At 47.7% G+C, this 19,445-nt stretch carries 14 protein-coding genes and 1 riboswitch; of the genes, 4 read left to right on the forward strand and 10 right to left on the reverse strand.

Features of this window, described 5'->3' with window-relative positions; all coding sequences use genetic code 11:
* Positions 1 to 74 precede the first annotated feature (74 nt).
* Positions 75 to 1,505 (reverse strand): NAD(P)/FAD-dependent oxidoreductase, encoded by a 1,431-nt coding sequence (locus FGI41_RS16905; RefSeq protein WP_139491527.1) that lies wholly within the window; start codon positions 1,503 to 1,505, stop codon positions 75 to 77.
* 67 nt (positions 1,506 to 1,572) lie between these two features.
* Positions 1,573 to 1,671: riboswitch (purine riboswitch) on the reverse strand.
* 334 nt (positions 1,672 to 2,005) lie between these two features.
* On the opposite strand from FGI41_RS16905, the gene FGI41_RS16910 reads away from it, so the two are divergent.
* Entirely contained in the window at positions 2,006 to 4,417 is a 2,412-nt protein-coding gene (locus tag FGI41_RS16910) for a M4 family metallopeptidase (RefSeq protein ID WP_139491528.1), read from the forward strand.
* 139 nt (positions 4,418 to 4,556) lie between these two features.
* Here FGI41_RS16910 and FGI41_RS16915 read toward each other — a convergent pair whose 3' ends face one another.
* The 5 genes from FGI41_RS16915 to FGI41_RS16935 form a co-directional block, all read right to left on the reverse strand.
* A complete protein-coding gene (locus FGI41_RS16915; RefSeq protein ID WP_139491529.1) occupies positions 4,557 to 5,489 on the reverse strand; it encodes a TcaA NTF2-like domain-containing protein in 933 nt (310 codons plus the stop codon).
* Between the two features lie 30 nt (positions 5,490 to 5,519).
* Positions 5,520 to 7,958 carry a copper amine oxidase N-terminal domain-containing protein gene (locus tag FGI41_RS16920; protein ID WP_176560321.1) on the reverse strand — a complete coding sequence of 813 codons (2,439 nt, stop codon included), beginning with the start codon at positions 7,956 to 7,958 and terminating at the stop codon, positions 5,520 to 5,522.
* 277 nt (positions 7,959 to 8,235) lie between these two features.
* Positions 8,236 to 9,072: a 1,4-dihydroxy-6-naphtoate synthase gene (locus FGI41_RS16925; RefSeq protein WP_139491737.1), complete on the reverse strand. Its 837-nt coding sequence runs from the start codon at positions 9,070 to 9,072 to the stop codon at positions 8,236 to 8,238.
* Between the two features lie 3 nt (positions 9,073 to 9,075).
* On the reverse strand, positions 9,076 to 9,780 hold the full coding sequence (locus FGI41_RS16930; RefSeq protein WP_139491531.1) for a futalosine hydrolase: 705 nt from the start codon (positions 9,778 to 9,780) through the stop codon (positions 9,076 to 9,078).
* A gap of 81 nt (positions 9,781 to 9,861) precedes the next feature.
* Positions 9,862 to 10,524 carry a GntR family transcriptional regulator gene (locus FGI41_RS16935; RefSeq protein ID WP_139491532.1) on the reverse strand — a complete coding sequence of 221 codons (663 nt, stop codon included), beginning with the start codon at positions 10,522 to 10,524 and terminating at the stop codon, positions 9,862 to 9,864.
* A 181-nt stretch (positions 10,525 to 10,705) separates the two neighbouring features.
* Here FGI41_RS16935 and FGI41_RS16940 point away from each other — a divergent pair, with 181 nt between their 5' ends.
* The 3 genes from FGI41_RS16940 to FGI41_RS16950 all read left to right on the forward strand — a co-directional run bounded on the left by FGI41_RS16940 (position 10,706) and on the right by FGI41_RS16950 (position 12,629).
* Entirely contained in the window at positions 10,706 to 11,614 is a 909-nt protein-coding gene (locus FGI41_RS16940) for a DMT family transporter (protein ID WP_139491533.1), read from the forward strand.
* 38 nt (positions 11,615 to 11,652) lie between these two features.
* Positions 11,653 to 11,949, forward strand: a complete 297-nt coding sequence (locus FGI41_RS16945) for a putative quinol monooxygenase (protein WP_139491534.1) — start codon at positions 11,653 to 11,655, stop codon at positions 11,947 to 11,949.
* Between the two features lie 302 nt (positions 11,950 to 12,251).
* Positions 12,252 to 12,629: a hypothetical protein gene (locus tag FGI41_RS16950; RefSeq protein WP_139491535.1), complete on the forward strand. Its 378-nt coding sequence runs from the start codon at positions 12,252 to 12,254 to the stop codon at positions 12,627 to 12,629.
* An 88-nt stretch (positions 12,630 to 12,717) separates the two neighbouring features.
* On the opposite strand, the gene nfsA is transcribed toward FGI41_RS16950, so the two are convergent.
* The 4 genes from nfsA to FGI41_RS16970 form a co-directional block, all read right to left on the reverse strand.
* Positions 12,718 to 13,467: an oxygen-insensitive NADPH nitroreductase gene (nfsA, locus tag FGI41_RS16955; protein ID WP_139491536.1), complete on the reverse strand. Its 750-nt coding sequence runs from the start codon at positions 13,465 to 13,467 to the stop codon at positions 12,718 to 12,720.
* 71 nt (positions 13,468 to 13,538) lie between these two features.
* Positions 13,539 to 13,718, reverse strand: a complete 180-nt coding sequence (locus FGI41_RS16960) for a hypothetical protein (protein WP_139491537.1) — start codon at positions 13,716 to 13,718, stop codon at positions 13,539 to 13,541.
* Positions 13,719 to 14,482: 764 nt separating this feature from the next.
* The gene (locus FGI41_RS16965; RefSeq protein WP_139491538.1) at positions 14,483 to 15,541 is read right to left on the reverse strand and encodes a hypothetical protein; all 1,059 of its coding nucleotides are present in this window, start codon (positions 15,539 to 15,541) and stop codon (positions 14,483 to 14,485) included.
* Between the two features lie 52 nt (positions 15,542 to 15,593).
* Positions 15,594 to 19,046 carry a copper amine oxidase N-terminal domain-containing protein gene (locus tag FGI41_RS16970; protein WP_176560322.1) on the reverse strand — a complete coding sequence of 1,151 codons (3,453 nt, stop codon included), beginning with the start codon at positions 19,044 to 19,046 and terminating at the stop codon, positions 15,594 to 15,596.
* Positions 19,047 to 19,445 lie beyond the last annotated feature (399 nt).

The raw sequence follows: 19,445 nt of genomic DNA on the forward strand, positions 1-19,445 counted from the left end.
CCCTGCGAAAAAAAGACCTCACCTGATGTGTACCCTACTACACACCGGATGAGGTCTTCGTCTATTTCATTCTACTAGAACTTCTTCACAATATTTCGTGCGATCCACACGCCAGCAGCACCAGCCTGTGCCAGACCACGGGTAATCCCCGCTCCATCGCCGCCACAGTACAGCCCGGCAATCTCCGTCTCAAACTCTTCCGTAAGCTTCGGACGCGCAGAATAGAACTTCGCCTCGACCCCATAGAAAAGCGTATGCTCGGACGCGATCCCCGGCGTTACCTTTTCCAATGCTTCTACCATCTCGATCAGGCTTTTCATCGTGACGTATGGCAGGACAAGCCCGAGGTCGCCTGGTACCGCTTCCTTCAAGGTCGGCTCCAAGAAGCCTTCCTTAATCCGGGTCTCGGTAGAGCGGCGGCCACGCAGGATGTCGCCGTATTTTTGCACGATCACACCGCCGTTGGAGAGATCGTTGGCACGTTCACAGATTTCACGAGCGTATTCGTTTGGTTTGTCGAACGGCTCAGTGAATTTGTGGGAGACCAAGAGCGCAAAGTTAGTGTTGGTGGAGCCAAGTGCCGGGTCTTTATACGCATGACCGTTGGCGCACATGATCCCACTGTGGTTCTCGACGACGACGTGGCCGGACGGATTGGAGCAGAACGTACGGACACGTGTGCCGACAGAGGTGTTGAAGATGAACTTGCCTTCGTACAGATGCTCGTTGATCTCGCGCATCACGATGTCAGAGGTCTCGACGCGCACACCGATGTCAACTTGGTTGTTGTACATTTTGATGCGGCGCTTCTTCAGCACATCCGTCAGCCATGCGGAGCCGTCGCGGCCTGGGCCGATCACGACATAGTCAGCGTGATAGGATTCACCGTTTTTGAGCGTGATGCCCTCTACCTTGTGACCATTCTCTGTCTTGGTCGTGATGATGTCTTCCACTTCGGTTTTGAACATCATGTCGATTCGTGTCTTGAGTGTTTCATAGATGGACTTGAGGATTTCGAGATTCTGCTCGGTTCCCAAGTGGCGGACTTGTGCGCGGAGCAGCTTAAGACCTGCTGCGTACGCTTTTTGCTCGATATCCTTGATCGTCTCGGTCGTCGGGTCGGTGATCGACTCCGTCGCGCCGTGTTCGAGGTTGATGCTGTCTACATATTTGATCAGATCGAGCACCTGTGAACCGCTCAGATAGTCGGTCATCCAGCCGCCGAACTCTGTTGTAATGTTGAATTTACCGTCACTGTATGCACCTGCACCACCAAAACCGCCCGTGATCGAACAGGATGGCAGACAGCCTGCGAAGTCTTTTTTCCCTGCCGGTGGTGGACAGAGCTTGATTTTTTCCTCTAAGATCGGGCATCTGCGAGAGTAGATGTCGTGCCCTTTATCAACAAGCAGAACCTTGAGGCTTGGGTTTTTCAGCATCAGCTCATAGCTGGTAAAAATCCCGGCCGGACCTGCTCCTACTACGATTACATCATATTTGTTCATGTTGAATTCCCCCATCCATAATGTATAAGAGTGCATCTATCAAAAGAAAATCCTGACTGCCAAATAGGTACAATCATGCCCTATTCGTAGTCAGGAATTTACGGTTCCTTGTAGAGACCCTCAACCTTATTTTCGAGGATATACGAATGATTTTTTATTGTTATAAACTTTTGTTCACCAAACAGTTGTTATCATAATATGCCGATATACTACTTGTCAATATGTAGAGTTTGGAACGTTCGCTTTTAGGTGTTATGACCTGGTTTTTCACATGGTTTCGCCTCAATATCTCGCTAAACACGAATGTGACATACTATTGATCATTTCTTACACACGAAAATACTCCATGAAGCCCCAAGATTTCAATCAGAGCAAAGATTATCAACAAAAATTTTTTTATTAATAATTTTAAATTTTTATTTACAAATTGCACAAATGTTATTATTTTTGTAGTAAACTTAGTATTAATCCTCAAAAAATGGAAAGGGTGACTTTTGACAATGAAAAAATGGACCACTTACGCTGTAGTCCCTACCATGGTACTCGCCATGGCAGCCACTCCTGTACTTGCCGGCCCAGCGAACGGCAAAGACAAACAGATCGACAAGAAAGAAAAGCAAATGCTGGTGCTGGAAAAGATTTCGAAAGATTCAAAAGGTAAAGAAAAAATCACATGGAACGATAAGAAAGCCGTTCCGAACTTCGTCTCCGGTAAAGTCTCCAACAAAAAATTGAAGAAGGCCGAAGACGCACTCGCTGTCCTCGACGAGAACCGCGACCTGTTCGATCTGGCTTCTGTCCAAGAAGAGCTGGTGCTCAAGAAGCAAGAAGCAGACAAACTCGGCAGCCAGTTCAAGTTCCAACAAGTCTACAAAGGCATCCCTGTGTTTGGCAATGAACTCATCCTTACCTCCGACAAAAACGGTGACGCGAATGTCATCACGGGTTACTATGACCCAGAAATCAAAGAAAAAAATATCCCAACCAAAGCGAAAATCTCTGCTGATGAAGCAATCCAAACCGCAAAAGAAGCACTCGGTGTCGCTTCTGCTGCCAATTTTGATATCGAAAAGGCTGAGCTGATCATCTTCGCTGCTCCAAAACAAGATCACAAGCTCGTCTACCGCACCAGCATCTCCACCCTCGACAGCAGTGAGCCTGTCTACTACGATGTGTTCGTCGATGCGATCGATGGTACTGTCGTGCATCAAATCAACAAGATCCTTCATGCTGCGGCAGTTGGTTCTGGTAAAGGTGTCCTCGGCGATACGAAGTCTCTGAACACCGACTCTTACACTGGCGGTTTCTACCTCCGCGATGTAACCAAGCCAATGTTCTCCACCGGCGGCAAAATCGAAACCTACACCGCCAACAACGGCAGCACTCTCCCAGGTACACTCCTAAGCGATGCTGACAACAACTGGAATGATCCAGCAGGTGTTGACGCTCACGCTTATGCAGGCATGACCTACGACTACTTCTATAACAAGCATGGCCGCAACTCCTATAACAACAGCGGCGCGACCATCAAGTCCACCGTCCACTACGGCAACAAGTACAACAACGCCTTCTGGAACGGTACACAGATGGTATACGGCGACGGGGACGGCACCACATTCATCGCGTTCTCCGGCTCCCTCGACGTAATCGCTCATGAAATCACTCACGCGGTAACGGAAACCTCTGCTGACCTCGTCTACCAAGATCAGCCGGGTGCTCTCAATGAGTCCTTCTCTGACGTATTCGGTAACCTCGTAGAAAACAAAGCAGACGACCTCTGGCTCGTTGGTGAAGACATCTACACTCCAGCCACTCCAGGCGATGCACTTCGCTCCATGTCCAACCCAGCTGCATACGGTGACCCAGGTCATATGGACGACTACAACTACACCACTGGCGACAATGGTGGCGTGCATACCAACTCCGGTATCCCGAACAAAGCGTTCTATAACTTCGTTACCTCTGCTGGTGTAACCCGTGACGAGGCAGGCGCAGTCTACTACCGTGCCCTTACCCGTTACCTGACCACCAACTCCCAGTTCCTCGATGCCCGCAATGCGGTGATTCAATCCGCTGTTGACCTGTATGGTGCAGGCTCGACGGAAGCAGTAGCTGCTGCGGCTGCTTGGGATGCTGTAGGTGTGGACGGTTCTGTCCCTGCAGGTGACGAATACGAGCCAAACGACACGCAAGCAGCCGCTTATGGTCCAATCACTTCTGCTACCGTCTACAACGGTAACATCAGCACCAGCTCCGACCAAGACTGGTTCAAGCTGTCTGCTTCTGCTGGTACCATCGCTGTAACCCTCAACAACCTGCCAGCAGACTATGACCTGTATCTCTTCAACTCTGCTGGAACCCAAGTGGCACGCTCTTGGAACAGCGGTACTTCTGCTGAATCTATCAGCTACAATGCGACTGCTGCCGGCGATTACTTCATCAAAGTCGTTGGTTACAGCGGCGCATCCAACCCAAGCAAAGCCTATGCACTGAAAGCAACCTTCGCAGGCGGCGGCACCGCGCCAACTGGTACTTGGACCTATGTATCCTACCCACTGGATACCCCGCATCCATACACCAACAACTACAACAACGGTACAGCACACACCTACACCAAAGCTGGTGCGACCAAAGTAGCTCTCCACTACAGCCGTTTTGAGACCGAGTCCGGCTATGACTACGTCTATGTCAAAAACGCTGCTGGTACTACTGTACAAAGCTACAACGGTACACTCAGTGCGTTCTGGGTCATCGTCGATGGCAGCTCCATCACATCCAACCTCGTCACTGACTCTTCCGTAACGAAGTATGGTTACACCATCGACCAAGCTGGTTACTTCACCCCAGCGACTGTACAAGCAGCGACTGAAGGCGTTGCTGAGAGCGCAGCTCCAGTTGCTCCGATTGAATAGTTAAGCGGTAAAAGGGTAAGGTACGCTTGATCTGATTGAATACGCGAAAACCCTCTCTGACTTCAACAGGAAGCGAAGAGGGTTTTTCGTCGTGCTGTTTGTGCACAGTTTTTGCACCATTTTTGTTCATTCTAGTTGTTTACTTCTTGTTCGTCTTCATCTGCTCAACCCGCTGCCAGAAGGATTCATTCACACTTCCATCCTCTTTGACAAGCCGGTCAATGACCTTGCCCTTCTCTACCAAAAACGCCTCTACCGTAGAGATCAAGCCGCTGCCAGCGTCTACACCGAGCTGTACAACATAGGTTTCCTTCGCTACCTCATAGCCGCGCAGATCCTGTGTCGAGCCTCGGTAGTAGAGATCGGCCACCGTTTGGATGGCATGATCCAACGTGTACGCTTGGGATTGCTGCTCTTTGTTCGGGGTTGTTGGCTGGTTTGTTTCCCATACGGCGATCTCGGACAGGGCTGCTCGTCCGTTTGCCATCTTCACGGTGTAGATCCAGGCGAATTCTTTTGATTGCGGCTGTGCGTTGGCCTTTTGGATGCTGATGATTTCGGTTACATAGACGCGGTAGGTGCTGGGGCTTTTTGCCTTTTCAATTCGTTGGATAGTCAGACCGATCAGCTTCTCGATCGTCCCTTTTTGGGAGAGGGTCTGTACGAGGTTTTGCTGGGATTTGTACAGGCTGCTGTCGGGGACTAGGAGTGGCTCCACCAGTGAAAAATCACCTTGGTTGATCGCGTTGACCAGTGCTTTTTCGTAGTTGGTGACGGTCTGCCGGATCAATTGGTCGGGGTTATCCACAGGGGATGAGGGGGTGTTCCCTTCGGCTGGAGTTGGTGATGTTGGATTAGTCGCGTTATTTGGTGCGGTTGGGTTATCAGATGGAGTCCCTTCGCCAGTTGCAGGTGGGGTGGTTGCACCCGAACCCGTGCCTGCATCTGGCTGGGTGACATGTGGCTGGTTGGGATCATGGGATGGCTTGGCTGTGTCGGTCGTTTTGGCGCAGGCCGTCATTGTCAGCAGGAGGCTTGCGATCAGACACAGGGCAAGTCCTTGTTTTCGCATAGGAATAACCCCCATATACGTAGTGGTAGATTAGCCCTTCAACATATTCAGGGCATCAGTCAATTCTCTCATAAAACGCCCGTAGACACCTAGCTGAATACTGGAGGAATTACCGGAAAAATATCGCATGGTTTTACCTTCTACTCCGTATTCTCTTGCTTTCGTGCCGGTCATGGTGTTGATCGTGCCCGACGGTTTGATCTTTCGCATCTCGGTTGGGGTCAACACCTTGGAGCGCTCGGCGTACAGGCCCCGGATGATTTGTTCGTCTGTGCCCTTGAGATTCAGCGTACCGAACATATTGACCGCTCCGTTGGCACCATGCTGGACGGCGGCAGACCAGAGGACGTTTTTCAGCGCGAGGCTCTTGGTATTGATATCGAAGCCGTAGTTGGCCTTCAGCTTCTGGGCGGCTGAATCGAAGTAGGCGGATTTGACGTAATTGTGCTGCAGGCGGAGGAACTCGTCACGGCTGCTGGTGGCAATCGCCTTCCACTCCCGGTCAAAATTGCTGCCGAACGTGTTGCCGTCCGTAGCCTTCGCATGAATCAGGCGGTTGTAGACATCCTTGTTCTGGCCCGCTGTCCAGCGCAGGAAGCTGTCGACCGAGCCCATTTTGGAGGCGAACTGGTAGGCACCATAGGATTTGCCTCCGGTGTCTCCCGGATTATTGGCGATGGTTCCGGGATTGCCGTTGGATTCGTACTTGGAGGAGAGCACCCCGATCTTCATGATATCGTCTGTCTTCGGCGGTTCTTTGTATGCGATGACTTCTGGTAGCTTGCTCACGTATTTGTCCGCGTCTTCGATGGTGGCAGAGCCATTGCCCGCCCCCGCTCCGTATTTCCAGCCTGTCTGGTAGATTACCTTGCCGATGAAATCCTTGAAATCCGTATAAGATGAAGCTACCGTGTTTTTGCTCTTGAGCTGTTGGAACTGGTTGTAGGCGGTCTGTGCCTTGAGGTATTGCTTGGCATCTACTGCCGCCATGTAATCCCGTGCCAGCTCGCTTCCTTCGTTGAGGTAGGCGGCAGGTGCGTAGTCCCCTTTGGCGAAGCCTTTTGTCTTCTCCAGGTACTGGCTCATGCCGGAGATGACATCGAGCAGACGGTTCGCGGCATCACTGTTCTTCTGGGGATAAAAGCTTCCGGTGAAATCACCCTTGGCTACCTTGTACCACTCTTCTTTGAGCGAGGTCATGAGCTTCTTCTGCTGGGTGGCGTCTGATAGACCACTGACAGCCGCGTTGAAGGCTTGAGCTACCGCTCCCGTTGCATTGCTTTTGATCGAATAAAAAGCAGCCTGTACCTGTGTCAAACGGTTGGTACATGCAGTGGCATCAGCTTGTCCTGCTTGGAGATCACCTGACTTTAGCTGTCCAGAGTCTGCTCCATTGGTGAACACCTGGTATTTGATAAAAGTCGGCAGGCTCTTGTAAGCGGGGTCGAGTGCGGTGCCTTTTGCCTCGGCCTGTTTGCGTAGAACATCGAAGGCGATGGCTGCTTTGGCTTGGGTCACACCGTCGCTGCTGTAGACGAACTCCCCTGCGAGCTTGGCTGCTTCGGTCAGATAAGCGGTTTCTTTCAGCGAAAAATCGGCAAAGCCCTTGGTCTGGGTCAGCTGCTTGCTGAGTGATTCGATCCCATCGAGCAACTCTCTTACTCCCTGATGCGTGCGTGTGCTGTCGGTATAGACGAGGTCACTGCCTGTCGCGACCTTCCACCATAGCTGTTTGAGCCCGGTCAGCAGGTTCTTTTGCTGATCGGCTGTGAATGTGGTGCTGGCAGATGATGACTTGGCTGCATCCCAAGCAGCTTTGTACTCTGGGTATTTGGCGATGAGCAAGCTGTCTGTCTTGGTTGGTTGCGGCTGGGTGGGTGTGGGTGCTTGGGCCGTGGTGATGTGTACCGTCTGCTTCGTCCCGTCCCAGCCGACCTTGGCGCCGAAGGCATCTTCGAGCAGTCTGACTGGAATCATCGCATGTTGATTTATTACTTCCATCGGTTGTGCGAGTGGGATGGATTGCTTCTTGCCGTCCTGATGGATAACCGTAGCGGCAGAGCGCCCGACGATCAGCGTCATGGTCATCTGAGCATTAGAGGCTGTCACTGTCTTGGTGCTTGTGTCATAGCTGATCTTGTCGATACCGATTGCAGTAAAGACGTCTCTGAGTGGAACCATGACCGTTCCGTCCTTGTTGTAAGCGGGTTCACGCAAGGTGAGAGTTGCCCCGTTGAAGGTTACGGATACTTGCTTTGAGGCGGCATCTGCAGCGGTTTTGGCTATCGTCTGGGGATCGTAGGTTTTTAGTGTAGGTAAATCCGCTTCGGCTGATGGGGTGTACGTATCTTGACTGAGTGGAAGTGACTCTGCGGACGGTTTTGCAACCTCTGGTGTCGTGGGAGGTTGTTGTGATGAGTTCGGCCTGTTTCTGCCATATTCGAATGGCCCCATTTTGTTTATCACCATGGCACTGTTCCCTTCCTGCTGTTTTATGAAGATGAGTTTCATATTAGTGAAAATCGCCGAACCAAGTCAATGCAGAATTTAACAAAATGGTGTTAATGGATAGAGATTGGTGTTAATGGTTATTATAGGTATTTCCTTTTTCAGGGCAAAAAATAAAGGCTGCTGCCGATGAATTAATGCTCATCAGCAACAGCCTTTTTCAGATCCCGTACCAGTCTGACGGGGTGTATGATTGATGCACAAATGGTGTGGGCATCCGCCCCACATGCATCTGGTATTAGCGGAGCAGTGCCGGATCGATCTTCGGTACAAGTCCTTCTTCTGCCGCACGGTTGAGCAGGGTAGCAATCGCTGCATACCCATCTTCTCCCAGATCAGCGGTGAACTTGTTGACATACAGATCGATGTGAGCCTGAGCCACTTCCGGGGCCAGCTCCTGTGCGTGGCACATGACGTAGTCGCGGGTCATCTCCGGATTGGCCCATGCATGTTCGACAGAGGCACGAATCCAACCTTCGATCGCTTTCAGATCGAGCGTGCGGCGAGCGATGATCGCGCCAAGCGGGATCGGCAGACCGGTGTCGCCTTCCCACCAGTTGCCCAAATCGGTCAGCATGTTAAGCCCATAGTTCTGGTAGGTGAAGCGCGCTTCGTGGATGACCAGTCCGGCATCGATCTTGCCGTCACGGACAGCTGGCATGATCTCGTGGAATGGCATCACCACGATCTCGCCTACACCGCCCGGTACGTTCTGAGCGGCCCAGAGCCGGAACAGCAGGTATGCGGTGGAACGCTCGCTCGGTACGGCGACACGGCGGCCAGCCAGCACCGCAGGATCGGTCAGACCTTCTTCGGTCAGCACGAGCGGGCCGCAGCCTCTGCCAAGCGCGCCGCCGCATGGAAGCAGTGCGTAATCTTCCAGCACCCACGGCAGAGCCGCATAGGAAATCTTCATCACTTCCGGTGTATCTGGAGTCGGATTGGCTGCCAGACCATTGGTGATGTCGATATCTGCATACATCACATCAAGCTCAGGTGCACCAGGGATCAGCCCGTGTACCCAGGCATGAAATACAAACGTATCATTCGGACAAGGTGAAAAAGCAATTTTCATCATCTATACCTCCAATAATGCTGCACTTGCCGCTTCCAGCAAGCTGAGAGCTTCTTTGATCCGCCAAGCCTCCCGGTTACGCGGGCCGACCGCGTTGGAGATCGAGCGGATTTCCAGAACCGGTACGCCAAACTCTTGAGCGGCTACTCCAACACCATAGCCCTCCATCGCTTCGGCTGCGACTCCGGGTACCCGCTTGATCAACTCCTGTGCGGTTGCTGCGGTTCCCGTGACGGTAGAGAGTGTCAGGACAGGCCCGCTCGTCACCGGCAGTCCAGCCGCCGCTATTGCTGTTGTGACCCGCTTGACCAGCTTTGCGTCGACCGCGACACGTGCAGAACCGAAGCCCAGCTCGTCCAAGCCAGAAAAGCCCTCCGGTGTCTCCGCGCCCAGATCTGCTGCGATGATCTCATCTGCCACAACCAGTGTGCAGACCTCTGCCCGTCCGGCAAAGCCCCCGGCAATTCCAGCGTTGACGACCAGATCATACTTGGCTTTTACCAATGCTTTGGTGGTACTGACAGCTGCCTTTGCAGGGCCGACACCCGCGATCACCACGTCAATTCGATCGCTTCCCCGCCCGCCAAGACCGCGCAGCACAGCATCCCGCTCACCTGCAACCGAGGTCATGACGAGAATTCGCTTGCCCGCTTCCTGCCGGGATGGATTTGCTGCTAGAGATGTTTCTTTGTTTCCATCAGGATTCACGTGAAAGACTCCTTTTGTCTGCCTTTATTCAAACTTATCGCCAACTCTCCTTGATGTAAAGAGGTCGGGCACGTTCAAAGTTTATTCCTGAAGCCGTGAATGAAAATCCTCCACAGCCCGCTGCCAATTTCGCTGCATATGAGCCGCTGCGGCCTCTGCATCCCGTCGCTCAAACGCACGGATCATCTGCTCATGCTCCTCTATCGAGGTATGTGCAGGCACAACCGATTTGATGTAATAGAGACGGGTGCAATGCGCCTCCAGTGTCGACACCATCGAAGAAATATATGGATTATCCGCGGTCTCGACAATCTTCTGGTGGAACTGTTCGTCCAGCTTCAGGGCCGCGAAGGAATATCCCTCTCTGACACATCTGGCGAAGCTTTCATTGATTTGATACAAAAGCGCAATCGTCTCCCCCGTCATCACAGGTGTCGCCAGCTCAGCCGCCAATGACTGCAACGCCGACAGCGGCGCAAAAATCTTGGAGATATCCTCACTCCGAATCATCGTCACCCGTGTCTCTTTTCCCGGACGCATCTCGATAAACCCCTGTGCCTGCAAGGTCTGCAACGCTTCCCGGACAGGTGTCCTGCTGATTCCGAGAGCCTCAGCCAGCTTGCCGTCATTGAGCTTTTCGCCGGGTTGGAAGGTTCCATCTATGATCCATTCTTGGATTTGCTTGAACGCATGATCTCGCGCCGACACCCGCACATGTGCGGAATAGTTCGTAGGAATAGGCATATATATGTCCTCTCTTTTTCAACCGATAAATACCAGCAAGCGTGCCAATCGCTCACTCCTGCTTATTACCTCCAGTGTAATATATTGCAGACCATTTGCAAGTGTGTTACGATGATTCCAAGCTCTAGAACGCAATATATTGCATACAAACAGAGAGAAACATACAGAGGAGTGGACAAGCATGGCGAAATACCGGATCTGGCTGCTTTTGGTCGTGACCAACTTATTCTGGGCAGGCAATTATGTATTTGGTAAGTATGTAATCATGGAAGTATCTCCGCTCTGGATCACCTTCTCACGCTGGCTGTTGGCACTCTTTTTCTTATTTCCTATCGCTTATTTCGTGGAAAAGCCTGACTGGCAGAAGGCGGTCAAGTCCAACTGGCTCGCCCTGATCGGGATGGCCATACTGGGTGTGGCTGGATATAATCTGGTGCTGTATTCTGCACTCGAATATACCACTGCGACCAATGCAGCCTTGGTCAGCGCCCTAAATCCCGGCGTGATCGTACTGTTTTCCGTCTTTTTGCTCAAGGAGAACATCTCCCGCATTCAAGTCACAGGGTTCATCGTCTCCCTGATCGGTGCCTTGGTCATCCTCACCCAAGGAAATATCGGAAAACTCATACAACTGGAGGTAAACAAAGGCGACCTCCTGATGATCGCAGCCGTCTTGATGTGGACCTTCTACTCCATCATCGGGAAAAAGCTCACCATGCCCCCCATCACCGCGACCGCCGTCTCCTCCTTGTTCGGAACCGTCATACTAGCCCCGCTTGCGATTGCCCAGGGAATTGAGATCGAAAAGGTCACGATGCTTGGCGCATCCGGCATCCTCTATATGGCAATCTTTGCATCTGTCTGCTCCTTTGTGCTGTGGAATGTCTGCGTACGCGCAATCGGAGCAAGCCAAGCCGGGATCTTCCTGAATCTCATCCCGTTTTTCACCGCGATTATCAGCGGGATTCTGGGTGAAAAGATTATGGTTGCACAGGTTATCGGCGGTGTGCTCGTCTTTTTCGGGGTGTACCTGACGACCGGGATGCTGAATCGGAAAAAGGATATTCTATCTTCTGTTAGCAAATCATAACCATACCTAAAGATTTTCTAACCAAAGGAGATGACCCCATGATCATCATCCACGCTCACCTGATCATCAAGCCGGATCAGCGTGAACAGTTCCTCACCCACGCCAGAGAGGTTACCAAACATTCCCGGGCCGAGTCGGGCAACATCAGCTACGGATTTTTTGAGTCTACGGAGTATGAGAACTCGTTCGTCGTCCTGGAAAAATGGGAAGACCAAGCAGCCATCGATTATCATGTGAAAACACCGCATTTTGTGGAGTTCATGCAATCTGTACAAGAGCTGTTGGCTGAGCCGACACATCCGGAAATTTTTCATGTAACGCCGAAGCCATCCTAGAATTCTTCCTTCCAACTCGATGTCTGCCAATACCGAAAAGGGCCGTGACACTTACGTCACGGCCCTTTTACATGTAACAGAACCAGAACAAAATCACCTCTTCGGATTCTTGTCACGGATATCCTTATTCTGGATCATAATTCCTCGGAATCAAAAATAGCAGGAATCCAACTGGTACAAATGAATCAAAATTGTAAAACTATTGAAATTACCACAAATTTACTATAATATCGTAAAAGTGCGAACCAAAAATTACACTATTTGTAAACAAAAACATAGCCTATGAAATTGGAGGGAATGAAATGAAACGAACCTTATCCGCACTTATGTTAACCGCCCTATTCACGGTAGGAGTAGGCGTAGCCCATGCAGAAATGTCCGGTTTTGATTTGGACCCAGGGATGACCAGTGCTACCACCAGCCGGATTACGATTCAAAACGGTGAAAATCTGTATGTCAGCATCTACATGTACTATAACAATAACACACCTCTTTCCTACACCATTTTCAAAGAGGGCGTTGCCTTCAGCTCTGGTACAGTGAGCACCACCACAAGAACGCTGGAGAGAGTCATCAGCCCTGCTCCTGGCGAATATTCCCTCCGCGTCTATTGCAATTCCAAATCCAATCCTTATACGTCATGCAGTGCATACGGCGGGATTTCGGACGGATACAATTAAGTCACCGAGCTGACGATTTGAATAGAACCTCCCCGCATTTCCTCTAGATCGGAAGTCAGGGAGGTTCTATTTGTTATGAGGTTCAGAGCTATCTTCGGTTAAATCCTTTTCCCTCCAAAAACTCCTTCATAAACATCCGCACCGGCTTGCTCAGCATGTTGGCCATCTGCCCTGTCCATGTATCGCGGCGTTTTCCGTTCGTCCGCTCTTCATAGTAGGAAGAGATCAGCTCGTTGTACTGCTGTAATTGGCTTTCCAGCTGGGATTGGTCCTGCTGGTATGTATCCTCGTAGTAAATATGGTTGAACGGTAGGCGCGGCTTCAAGTCAGGATCTTGCGCCGGGTAGCCGACTGCGATGCCGAAGAGCGGAATCACACGTCTGGGTACCTTCAGCAGTTCGCACACTTCTGGCAGATTGTTCCGCAGACCGCCGATGTAGCAAGCCCCCAGCCCCATCGCTTCTGCTGCGACGACTGCATTTTGAGCGGCTAGGGATGCATCTACGACCGTCACCATGAACTTTTCGGTGCTTTCCAGGGAGGTCGACAGATCTGCCTTTTCCATCTCCCCGATCAGCTCATGTCGGTGCAGATCAGCGCAAAACACGAAAAAATGCCCGTTGTGCGCCACATACGGTTGGTTGCCGGACAACTCAGCCAGCTTGTTTTTTAGCTCTTGATTCTTCACTCCGATGATCGAATAGGCTTGGATGAAGCTGGAGGTGGAAGCAGCTTGGGCGCACTCGACGATGGTGCGGATCTGCTCTTCCGACAGTGGTCGGTCTTCGAACTGGCGGATGGAGCGGTGCTGCAGGATGGTTTCGATGGTTGGGTTCATGTGGGTCCTCCGTGTCCGTGATCTGAGCAGCTTGCTATATGAGTATCTCGCCCGCTTGGATGAAGGTTATTCTAAGATTGTCTGCGGAGCAATTCATCTAGCTTTTGCTCAAGCCTCTGAAATTTTTTGTTGATTTGTTTATATGTTATATAACCCGTGATGGCTTTTCCAATAAAAAATAGGACGGCTGCGATGGCGATGAGTAAGTAGTCATGGGAGAGTTGGGCGAATAGGTGGTTGAGTTGGTTCATGAGGGTCCCCTGTTGTGTGAAGTGGTATAAAAATGCTGGATATCTTAGTAATGCCAAGGGGTGGGGAAAAAATACCTCCACTCAATTTCACTCATTGCAGCAGAAAAATGTACTGAGTAGCAAAAAAACCTCGAATAATCAGTATATCACGTAACTACTGAGAGTCCTTCATATCGTGTTACAGACAGAGAGTCTAAAAAATAACACGGCACTTTACTTAATCGTTAAATCTGCCCTCGTTTATCCGTCCTTATTAGTAACAACGATAACACAAAAAAGCCAGGCATTTTCACCTGACCCTTTTGGATTAAGTCACCCTTCTTGGACCTTGAGCTGCAGCATTAAATCCATGAACTAATTCATAAATTTGGTGCTGCAGCCTTGTGTATATATTACCGTCCTACTAAATTCGCCCCACAAGGAACCAAGGACCCAAGAAGGATAACAACGTTAAGTGCCATATAGACCAACTCCCATTTCTTTGTGTAGGAAATCAGATTAGCAAGAGCAACCGAAACACATCCTGCATATGTGATCCCTACAAACCAATAGGAACCTGCTAATTTTGTGCCGAGGTCAACAATCAATTGGGCTAGTGGAGTTGCACCACAGACGGTAAATACCAAGGTAAATGTGGCATAATTATAAACCGCCATGAACAGATTTGTAAAGTAAGCGTTTGGCTGTAAAATCTTATATTTATAAAATAAGAAACGCCCTGACTATTGGAAGCCAAGACGTTTGGAAATTAATAGAATAACTTACTATTGACTTTGATACTCTTCTCCCTTAAAGGAATAAATATTACCGTTAATTATTATGTCCCTCCACTGCCCCTTACCTTTTTCGGGATAAAGACCTAATTCATGCTGATTACCTTTATCATCGATATCAAGATTTACTGGTCCAATGATTATTTCTTTCCCCAATTTGCCTTCTACAAATGGGAAAATCACTAGATAACTGTTCGATTGAGCACCTGTAAAGTACATGTGATGGATTGCAACAATTAACTCATTTATCCCATCATCATTGAGGTCTTCTTTTGCGACCGAGTAATCAAAACCCTTTTCTTGTGTTTCATTTAATTCGTTTTGATAAAAGGCATTGAGTAAATTATGCTCTTGTTCATACTTCTCCGAATTAAAAGTAATCCAATTGGCTTCTTGCTGTTTCGTTTTCTGGCTTTCATCTTGTCTAGGATCTGGTTGACTAGTTGTTGTGACTGCTACAATCTGGCTAACATCTGCTGTATCTTTTTCATCTGTCTGTGAGTAGCGGACTTGATAGTTAGATAAGACTAACGTAGCTTCACCCTCAGAACCCGGAGGGCCAAACTGCTGTTTCTCGTTTTCTTTCTTGAATGTTAATACAATACTATCAGAGCGTTGCATTTGTGGATTGTCAGATAGCTTCATACGAGGGAAACTTTCAGTTCGATCCACCTCAAAAAGGATCTTGCCACTCTGGGTCTCGCTCTCTAATGAATGATAGCGATAGGTTCCCTTCACTTTTATTTCCCCATCAAATTGAATCTTAGCCGCATCAACGTAACTATCCGCATTCAGTGATGAAGCTGGGGCTGTTTCAACTGATGCAACGACAAGGGATGCGATTTGATCCCCTGCTTTAACGGTTCTTGGATCAAAATCATTGGCTTGTATTGTGTTAGAAGGTTGTGCGCTTTTAACTGGAGAATTTGCCGGTACTTTTTCAACTGGAGTACTCTTAACAGTTGGATTACTGGAACATGCTGAAAGGAACATCAGGCTCGATACAATAGTTATAGTAAGGAATGTAATGCTCGTATTTTTTTTTCTCATAATCAATGTCCCTTTCTAACTTAATACATGGAATCTTGCCAAATAAAATTACTTATCGAATATAGGACATATGTAAGTGGTTATAGTGATCATCCATTTGGAAGATGTTAGCGTCAGGATGCTTTGCTTTCATTTTAGCAATTACATCTACATCCCCATGAATAATACCACCAAAACCATGCTTAACACCCAATTCAATCAACAATTCAAGTTCTTTTTTTGCAGGACTTCCTGGCGGATAACGTACTTCACCGTTACGATCCCGCGGTGCGTTTTCTGTATCCAGATCCACACCAAACCCAGTACCATGCCAGTCTGGATCATCTTTTCGCCACGTACTAGTGACTACCAATTTCTTACCTGTTAACTGTTTATATTCGTTTGCAAAGTTAGTGAGTGCATCTAAACTTCCTTTTCGAATATAGAAGTTGCTACTAACGCTTGTGGCAAGAATAATGTTTTCTGGCTTATTTTTTTTCAGATCAATTAGATAGGTGCTTGCTTCTTGCTCAGTAAGATGGTATTTCTTCTTGCCCTCCGTGCCAAAGACTGTTGGCTTATAGTCATAGTACTTGCCGGACTTTCCGGGCGGATTAGGCGGGTTATTCCCCAATTTACCTTCATCAGGATTATATCCGAGTAGTTCTGTTAAGTCCAGATTCCCCATGTTTTTCATATACTTAGTGATTGGAGTACCATTACCGTCAACAGGTACACCATTTGCATCTTCATTATAGTGTTTTTTACCCCCAAATAACTGATCTACACCGCCAGGTCCTAAAAGATGGGCACCTGCCAGCAATCCAGATGCAGTTACCGTAACCCCATGAATTTGTGTTCCGATCTTATCTGAATGCTTGGAGATATAACTCCAATACTTTTTATGGAATTCAACAATTGCGATTTCCTGTGCATTGGGATTATTTAAGAAATCATCTAGGCTATTTACTCCAAGTTTTTGCGCTTTGTCTGTCCATCCACCAATATAATCGTTTTTGCTTGTTTTATCCCCTAGGTAGAATCCCGCTTCTACCAAGGCCAATTCACCCATTTGATATTTTCCAGCATATCCCAAACGGTTAACAACCTTATAATCACCACCACTTGATTCGTGATCTGCAAGTAATTTTAAGAATTGTCCATAACCACCCTGCGGTTGATTTTCAACTGGAGGGTTCTTTAATATTTTTTGCAATTCTCCCATATACTTTTGAGCATCAATTATGGTAGCAGTGTCTTGATCAGCACCGACACCGTACTTCCATCCGTTTTTATATACCTGAAACTTAACAAAGTCTTCAAACGTTTTATAGTCACAAACAACCTTCTCTGTCTGCATATACTTTTCAAAAGCCTTGTAAGCATCATATGCAGCCTTGCGATTTCCTGATTCAATGCCTTCTAAAAATTGACGGGCAATTTTAGCACCTTCATTAATAAAATCTCTAGGTTGGTAATCTCCCTTTTCAAATCCTTTCGAATCCAGCAATCTGTTCATGCCTGACAATACATCCAGATAAGCGTTAGCTATTTTACTATTTTTCTCTTTATAGAATGTTCCTGAAAAATCGCCTCTTGCCACTTTAAAGTACAATTCAGATACTTTGCGAGTTACAATTTGTTCCCAGCCTGCATTACGACGCTTAGATATAGCAAGGTCAAAGGCATCAGAGATAACCTTATTACTGTCTGATTTCAAACTGTAAAACGCTCTTTGCATGGTATCCAATTTTTCTTTAAACTTGTCTACATCTCCTTCATTGGCATCATTTCGATACCAATCCTTTTCATTAAATTTAATACCGTTCGCGAATACCTGGAACTTAATGAAAGTAGAGAAATCGACCGTTTTATTACCAATCTTAATTTCCTTACCTTCATTTTGCTTTCGGAGCACCTCATAAGCAATTACACCGCTTGCCTGTTTGCCTCCATTGTTTCCATTAACAAAATCTAGGGCTGCTTCAGTAGCCTGATTGTAATAATTACTCCATTCAAGTTCAACGTCTTTGAACCCTTTTGTGACTAGATCTTGCTTTAGTAGTTCAATACGGTCAAGCAATCCCCGAACTGCTCCATGTGTACGATCCGCAGTGGTATAAACCTTATCCTCCCCAGTAGCTACTTGCCACCAGAGATCCTTGAGATTTTTTATTATTTTATCCTGCTCTGCTTTGGACAAGTTGCTGTTAGAGACTTTGGCATCCCAAGCGGCCTTAAATTCCGCATGACTATTATACAGCTTATCGTCTGTCTGAGTTTTTTGGTTTTTATTGGTAAACGTTATGGTTTTGTCATCTTTGTTCCAGTCTACAGCTAATCCGAGTGCTTCCCCAATGAAACGGGCCGGTATCATAAGACGATTGTCCTTCATTTCAGAAGACACATCAAAGCTCACTTTTTTTCCGTTTATGTATCCAAAATCGTCGCCTTCTTTGACGGTAACCTTGGTATTACCATGTGTAATGATAACGGTTGCTTTGCCTTTTTTATCGTATTCCACATCCATATTAGCCCCGATTGCGTCAGAAATGTCACGGAATGGGAGCATGGCTTGTCCATCTTCTACGTATGGTGTACGAGACAGAATAATTCTCGTTCCATTAACTACTACTCTTGCAGGAGCATTTATGTCTTTCTCCTCATCATCAACTTTTTTGGTGTTAATGACCACCGTCTTTGTGTCATCATTCCAATCTACATCTGCTCCGAAAACATTTTCTAGCATACGTGCTGGTAAAAATGAGTAGCCATCCTTGAGACTCATTGGTTCTTTTAGTTCTATTTCCTTTGACTTTCCATCTTGAATGACAGTTGCATACTTGCTATCCGCCTTCATTACTAGTTCTATTTCATCTGTGATAGCTGTAATGGTCTTGGTTTGTACATCATAAGTAACTTTAGCACCAAGATGTTCCAACACGGCTCGAAGTGGAAGCATTGCGTTCCCTTTTTCGGACATGTATCCGTTCTTCTGTAAATCGAGCTCTTCTCCATCGATTTCCACTCTAATATTGAAGTTGATTTCTCCCTGGGCTTTGTCGGGGCCGATAGACGACGAATCCTTAACACCGTCGTTTTGCCCTTCTGACGGGTCGGGGTTGTTCTTACTTTTCCAGTCATCGAGCATACTATCGTTTTCAGGACGTTCCCAATGAATTGGAGGTTCTTTTGGTTCTTTGACTGGTGTTGGTGTTGGTGTCGGTGTTGGTGTCGGTGTTGGCACTGGTGTTGGAGGTTTCGGTGTTGGCACTGGTGTTGGCGGTTTCGGCGTTGGTGTTGGTGTCGGTATTGGCACTGGTGTTGATGTTTGTTTTGGAAGCGGCTTATAATCCGGCGTTTGTGAAAGTTTAGGCTGGTTTGCTGCCAAGTTCATTGCTTTATTACTAATGAAAAGTGTATCTTGACTAGATGATGTTGTTGTAACCTGCTGCTTTGGAGGTTGCAAAATGGTAGTTGTTGTAGCTGCAGGTAGTCTAGAAGTTGAAGTGCTTATCCGTGGCACGTATTTGCCTCCTATTACATTTTAGAATTACTGAATAAAATCTCTCGTGTTTATAATTCTGAATTTTTTAACAATAAAACACATGAAATATTAATGTTAGTATAGCTCCTTGTTTTTCTATTACTATCTTTATCGCAACCCAATCCCTACTCCCATTAAAAGATCCCTTTGTATAGTACAAAATAACTGTACTTTAGATATACTAAAGTAATTATAAATACAATAAAAGCCATGTCAACGTAATTATTTACATGGCTTTTATATAGTGGTTAAAGATACGTAAATGAGATATTGTATTATATTTACTAATAAAGTAAGTATGCAAACCGATAGCGATCTCCAATTTTTTGTAGGTGATAGGAGAAAACTTTCTTTGACTAGTAGAGTATTATCTGAAGC

This window comes from Brevibacillus dissolubilis, assembly GCF_006170445.1.
In the GTDB taxonomy this organism is placed as follows: Bacteria; Bacillota; Bacilli; order Brevibacillales; family Brevibacillaceae; genus Brevibacillus_B; species Brevibacillus_B dissolubilis.

Coding starts and splice junctions, on each gene's coding strand:
- FGI41_RS16905 (WP_139491527.1), bottom strand. CDS start 1,505: ATGAACAAATATGATGTAATCGTAGTAGGAGCAGGTCCGGCCGGGATT.
- FGI41_RS16910 (WP_139491528.1), top strand. CDS start 2,006: ATGAAAAAATGGACCACTTACGCTGTAGTCCCTACCATGGTACTCGCC.
- FGI41_RS16915 (WP_139491529.1), bottom strand. CDS start 5,489: ATGCGAAAACAAGGACTTGCCCTGTGTCTGATCGCAAGCCTCCTGCTG.
- FGI41_RS16920 (WP_176560321.1), bottom strand. CDS start 7,958: ATGGTGATAAACAAAATGGGGCCATTCGAATATGGCAGAAACAGGCCG.
- FGI41_RS16925 (WP_139491737.1), bottom strand. CDS start 9,072: ATGAAAATTGCTTTTTCACCTTGTCCGAATGATACGTTTGTATTTCAT.
- FGI41_RS16935 (WP_139491532.1), bottom strand. CDS start 10,524: ATGCCTATTCCTACGAACTATTCCGCACATGTGCGGGTGTCGGCGCGA.
- FGI41_RS16940 (WP_139491533.1), top strand. CDS start 10,706: ATGGCGAAATACCGGATCTGGCTGCTTTTGGTCGTGACCAACTTATTC.
- FGI41_RS16945 (WP_139491534.1), top strand. CDS start 11,653: ATGATCATCATCCACGCTCACCTGATCATCAAGCCGGATCAGCGTGAA.
- FGI41_RS16950 (WP_139491535.1), top strand. CDS start 12,252: ATGAAACGAACCTTATCCGCACTTATGTTAACCGCCCTATTCACGGTA.
- nfsA (WP_139491536.1), bottom strand. CDS start 13,467: ATGAACCCAACCATCGAAACCATCCTGCAGCACCGCTCCATCCGCCAG.
- FGI41_RS16960 (WP_139491537.1), bottom strand. CDS start 13,718: ATGAACCAACTCAACCACCTATTCGCCCAACTCTCCCATGACTACTTA.
- FGI41_RS16965 (WP_139491538.1), bottom strand. CDS start 15,541: ATGAGAAAAAAAAATACGAGCATTACATTCCTTACTATAACTATTGTA.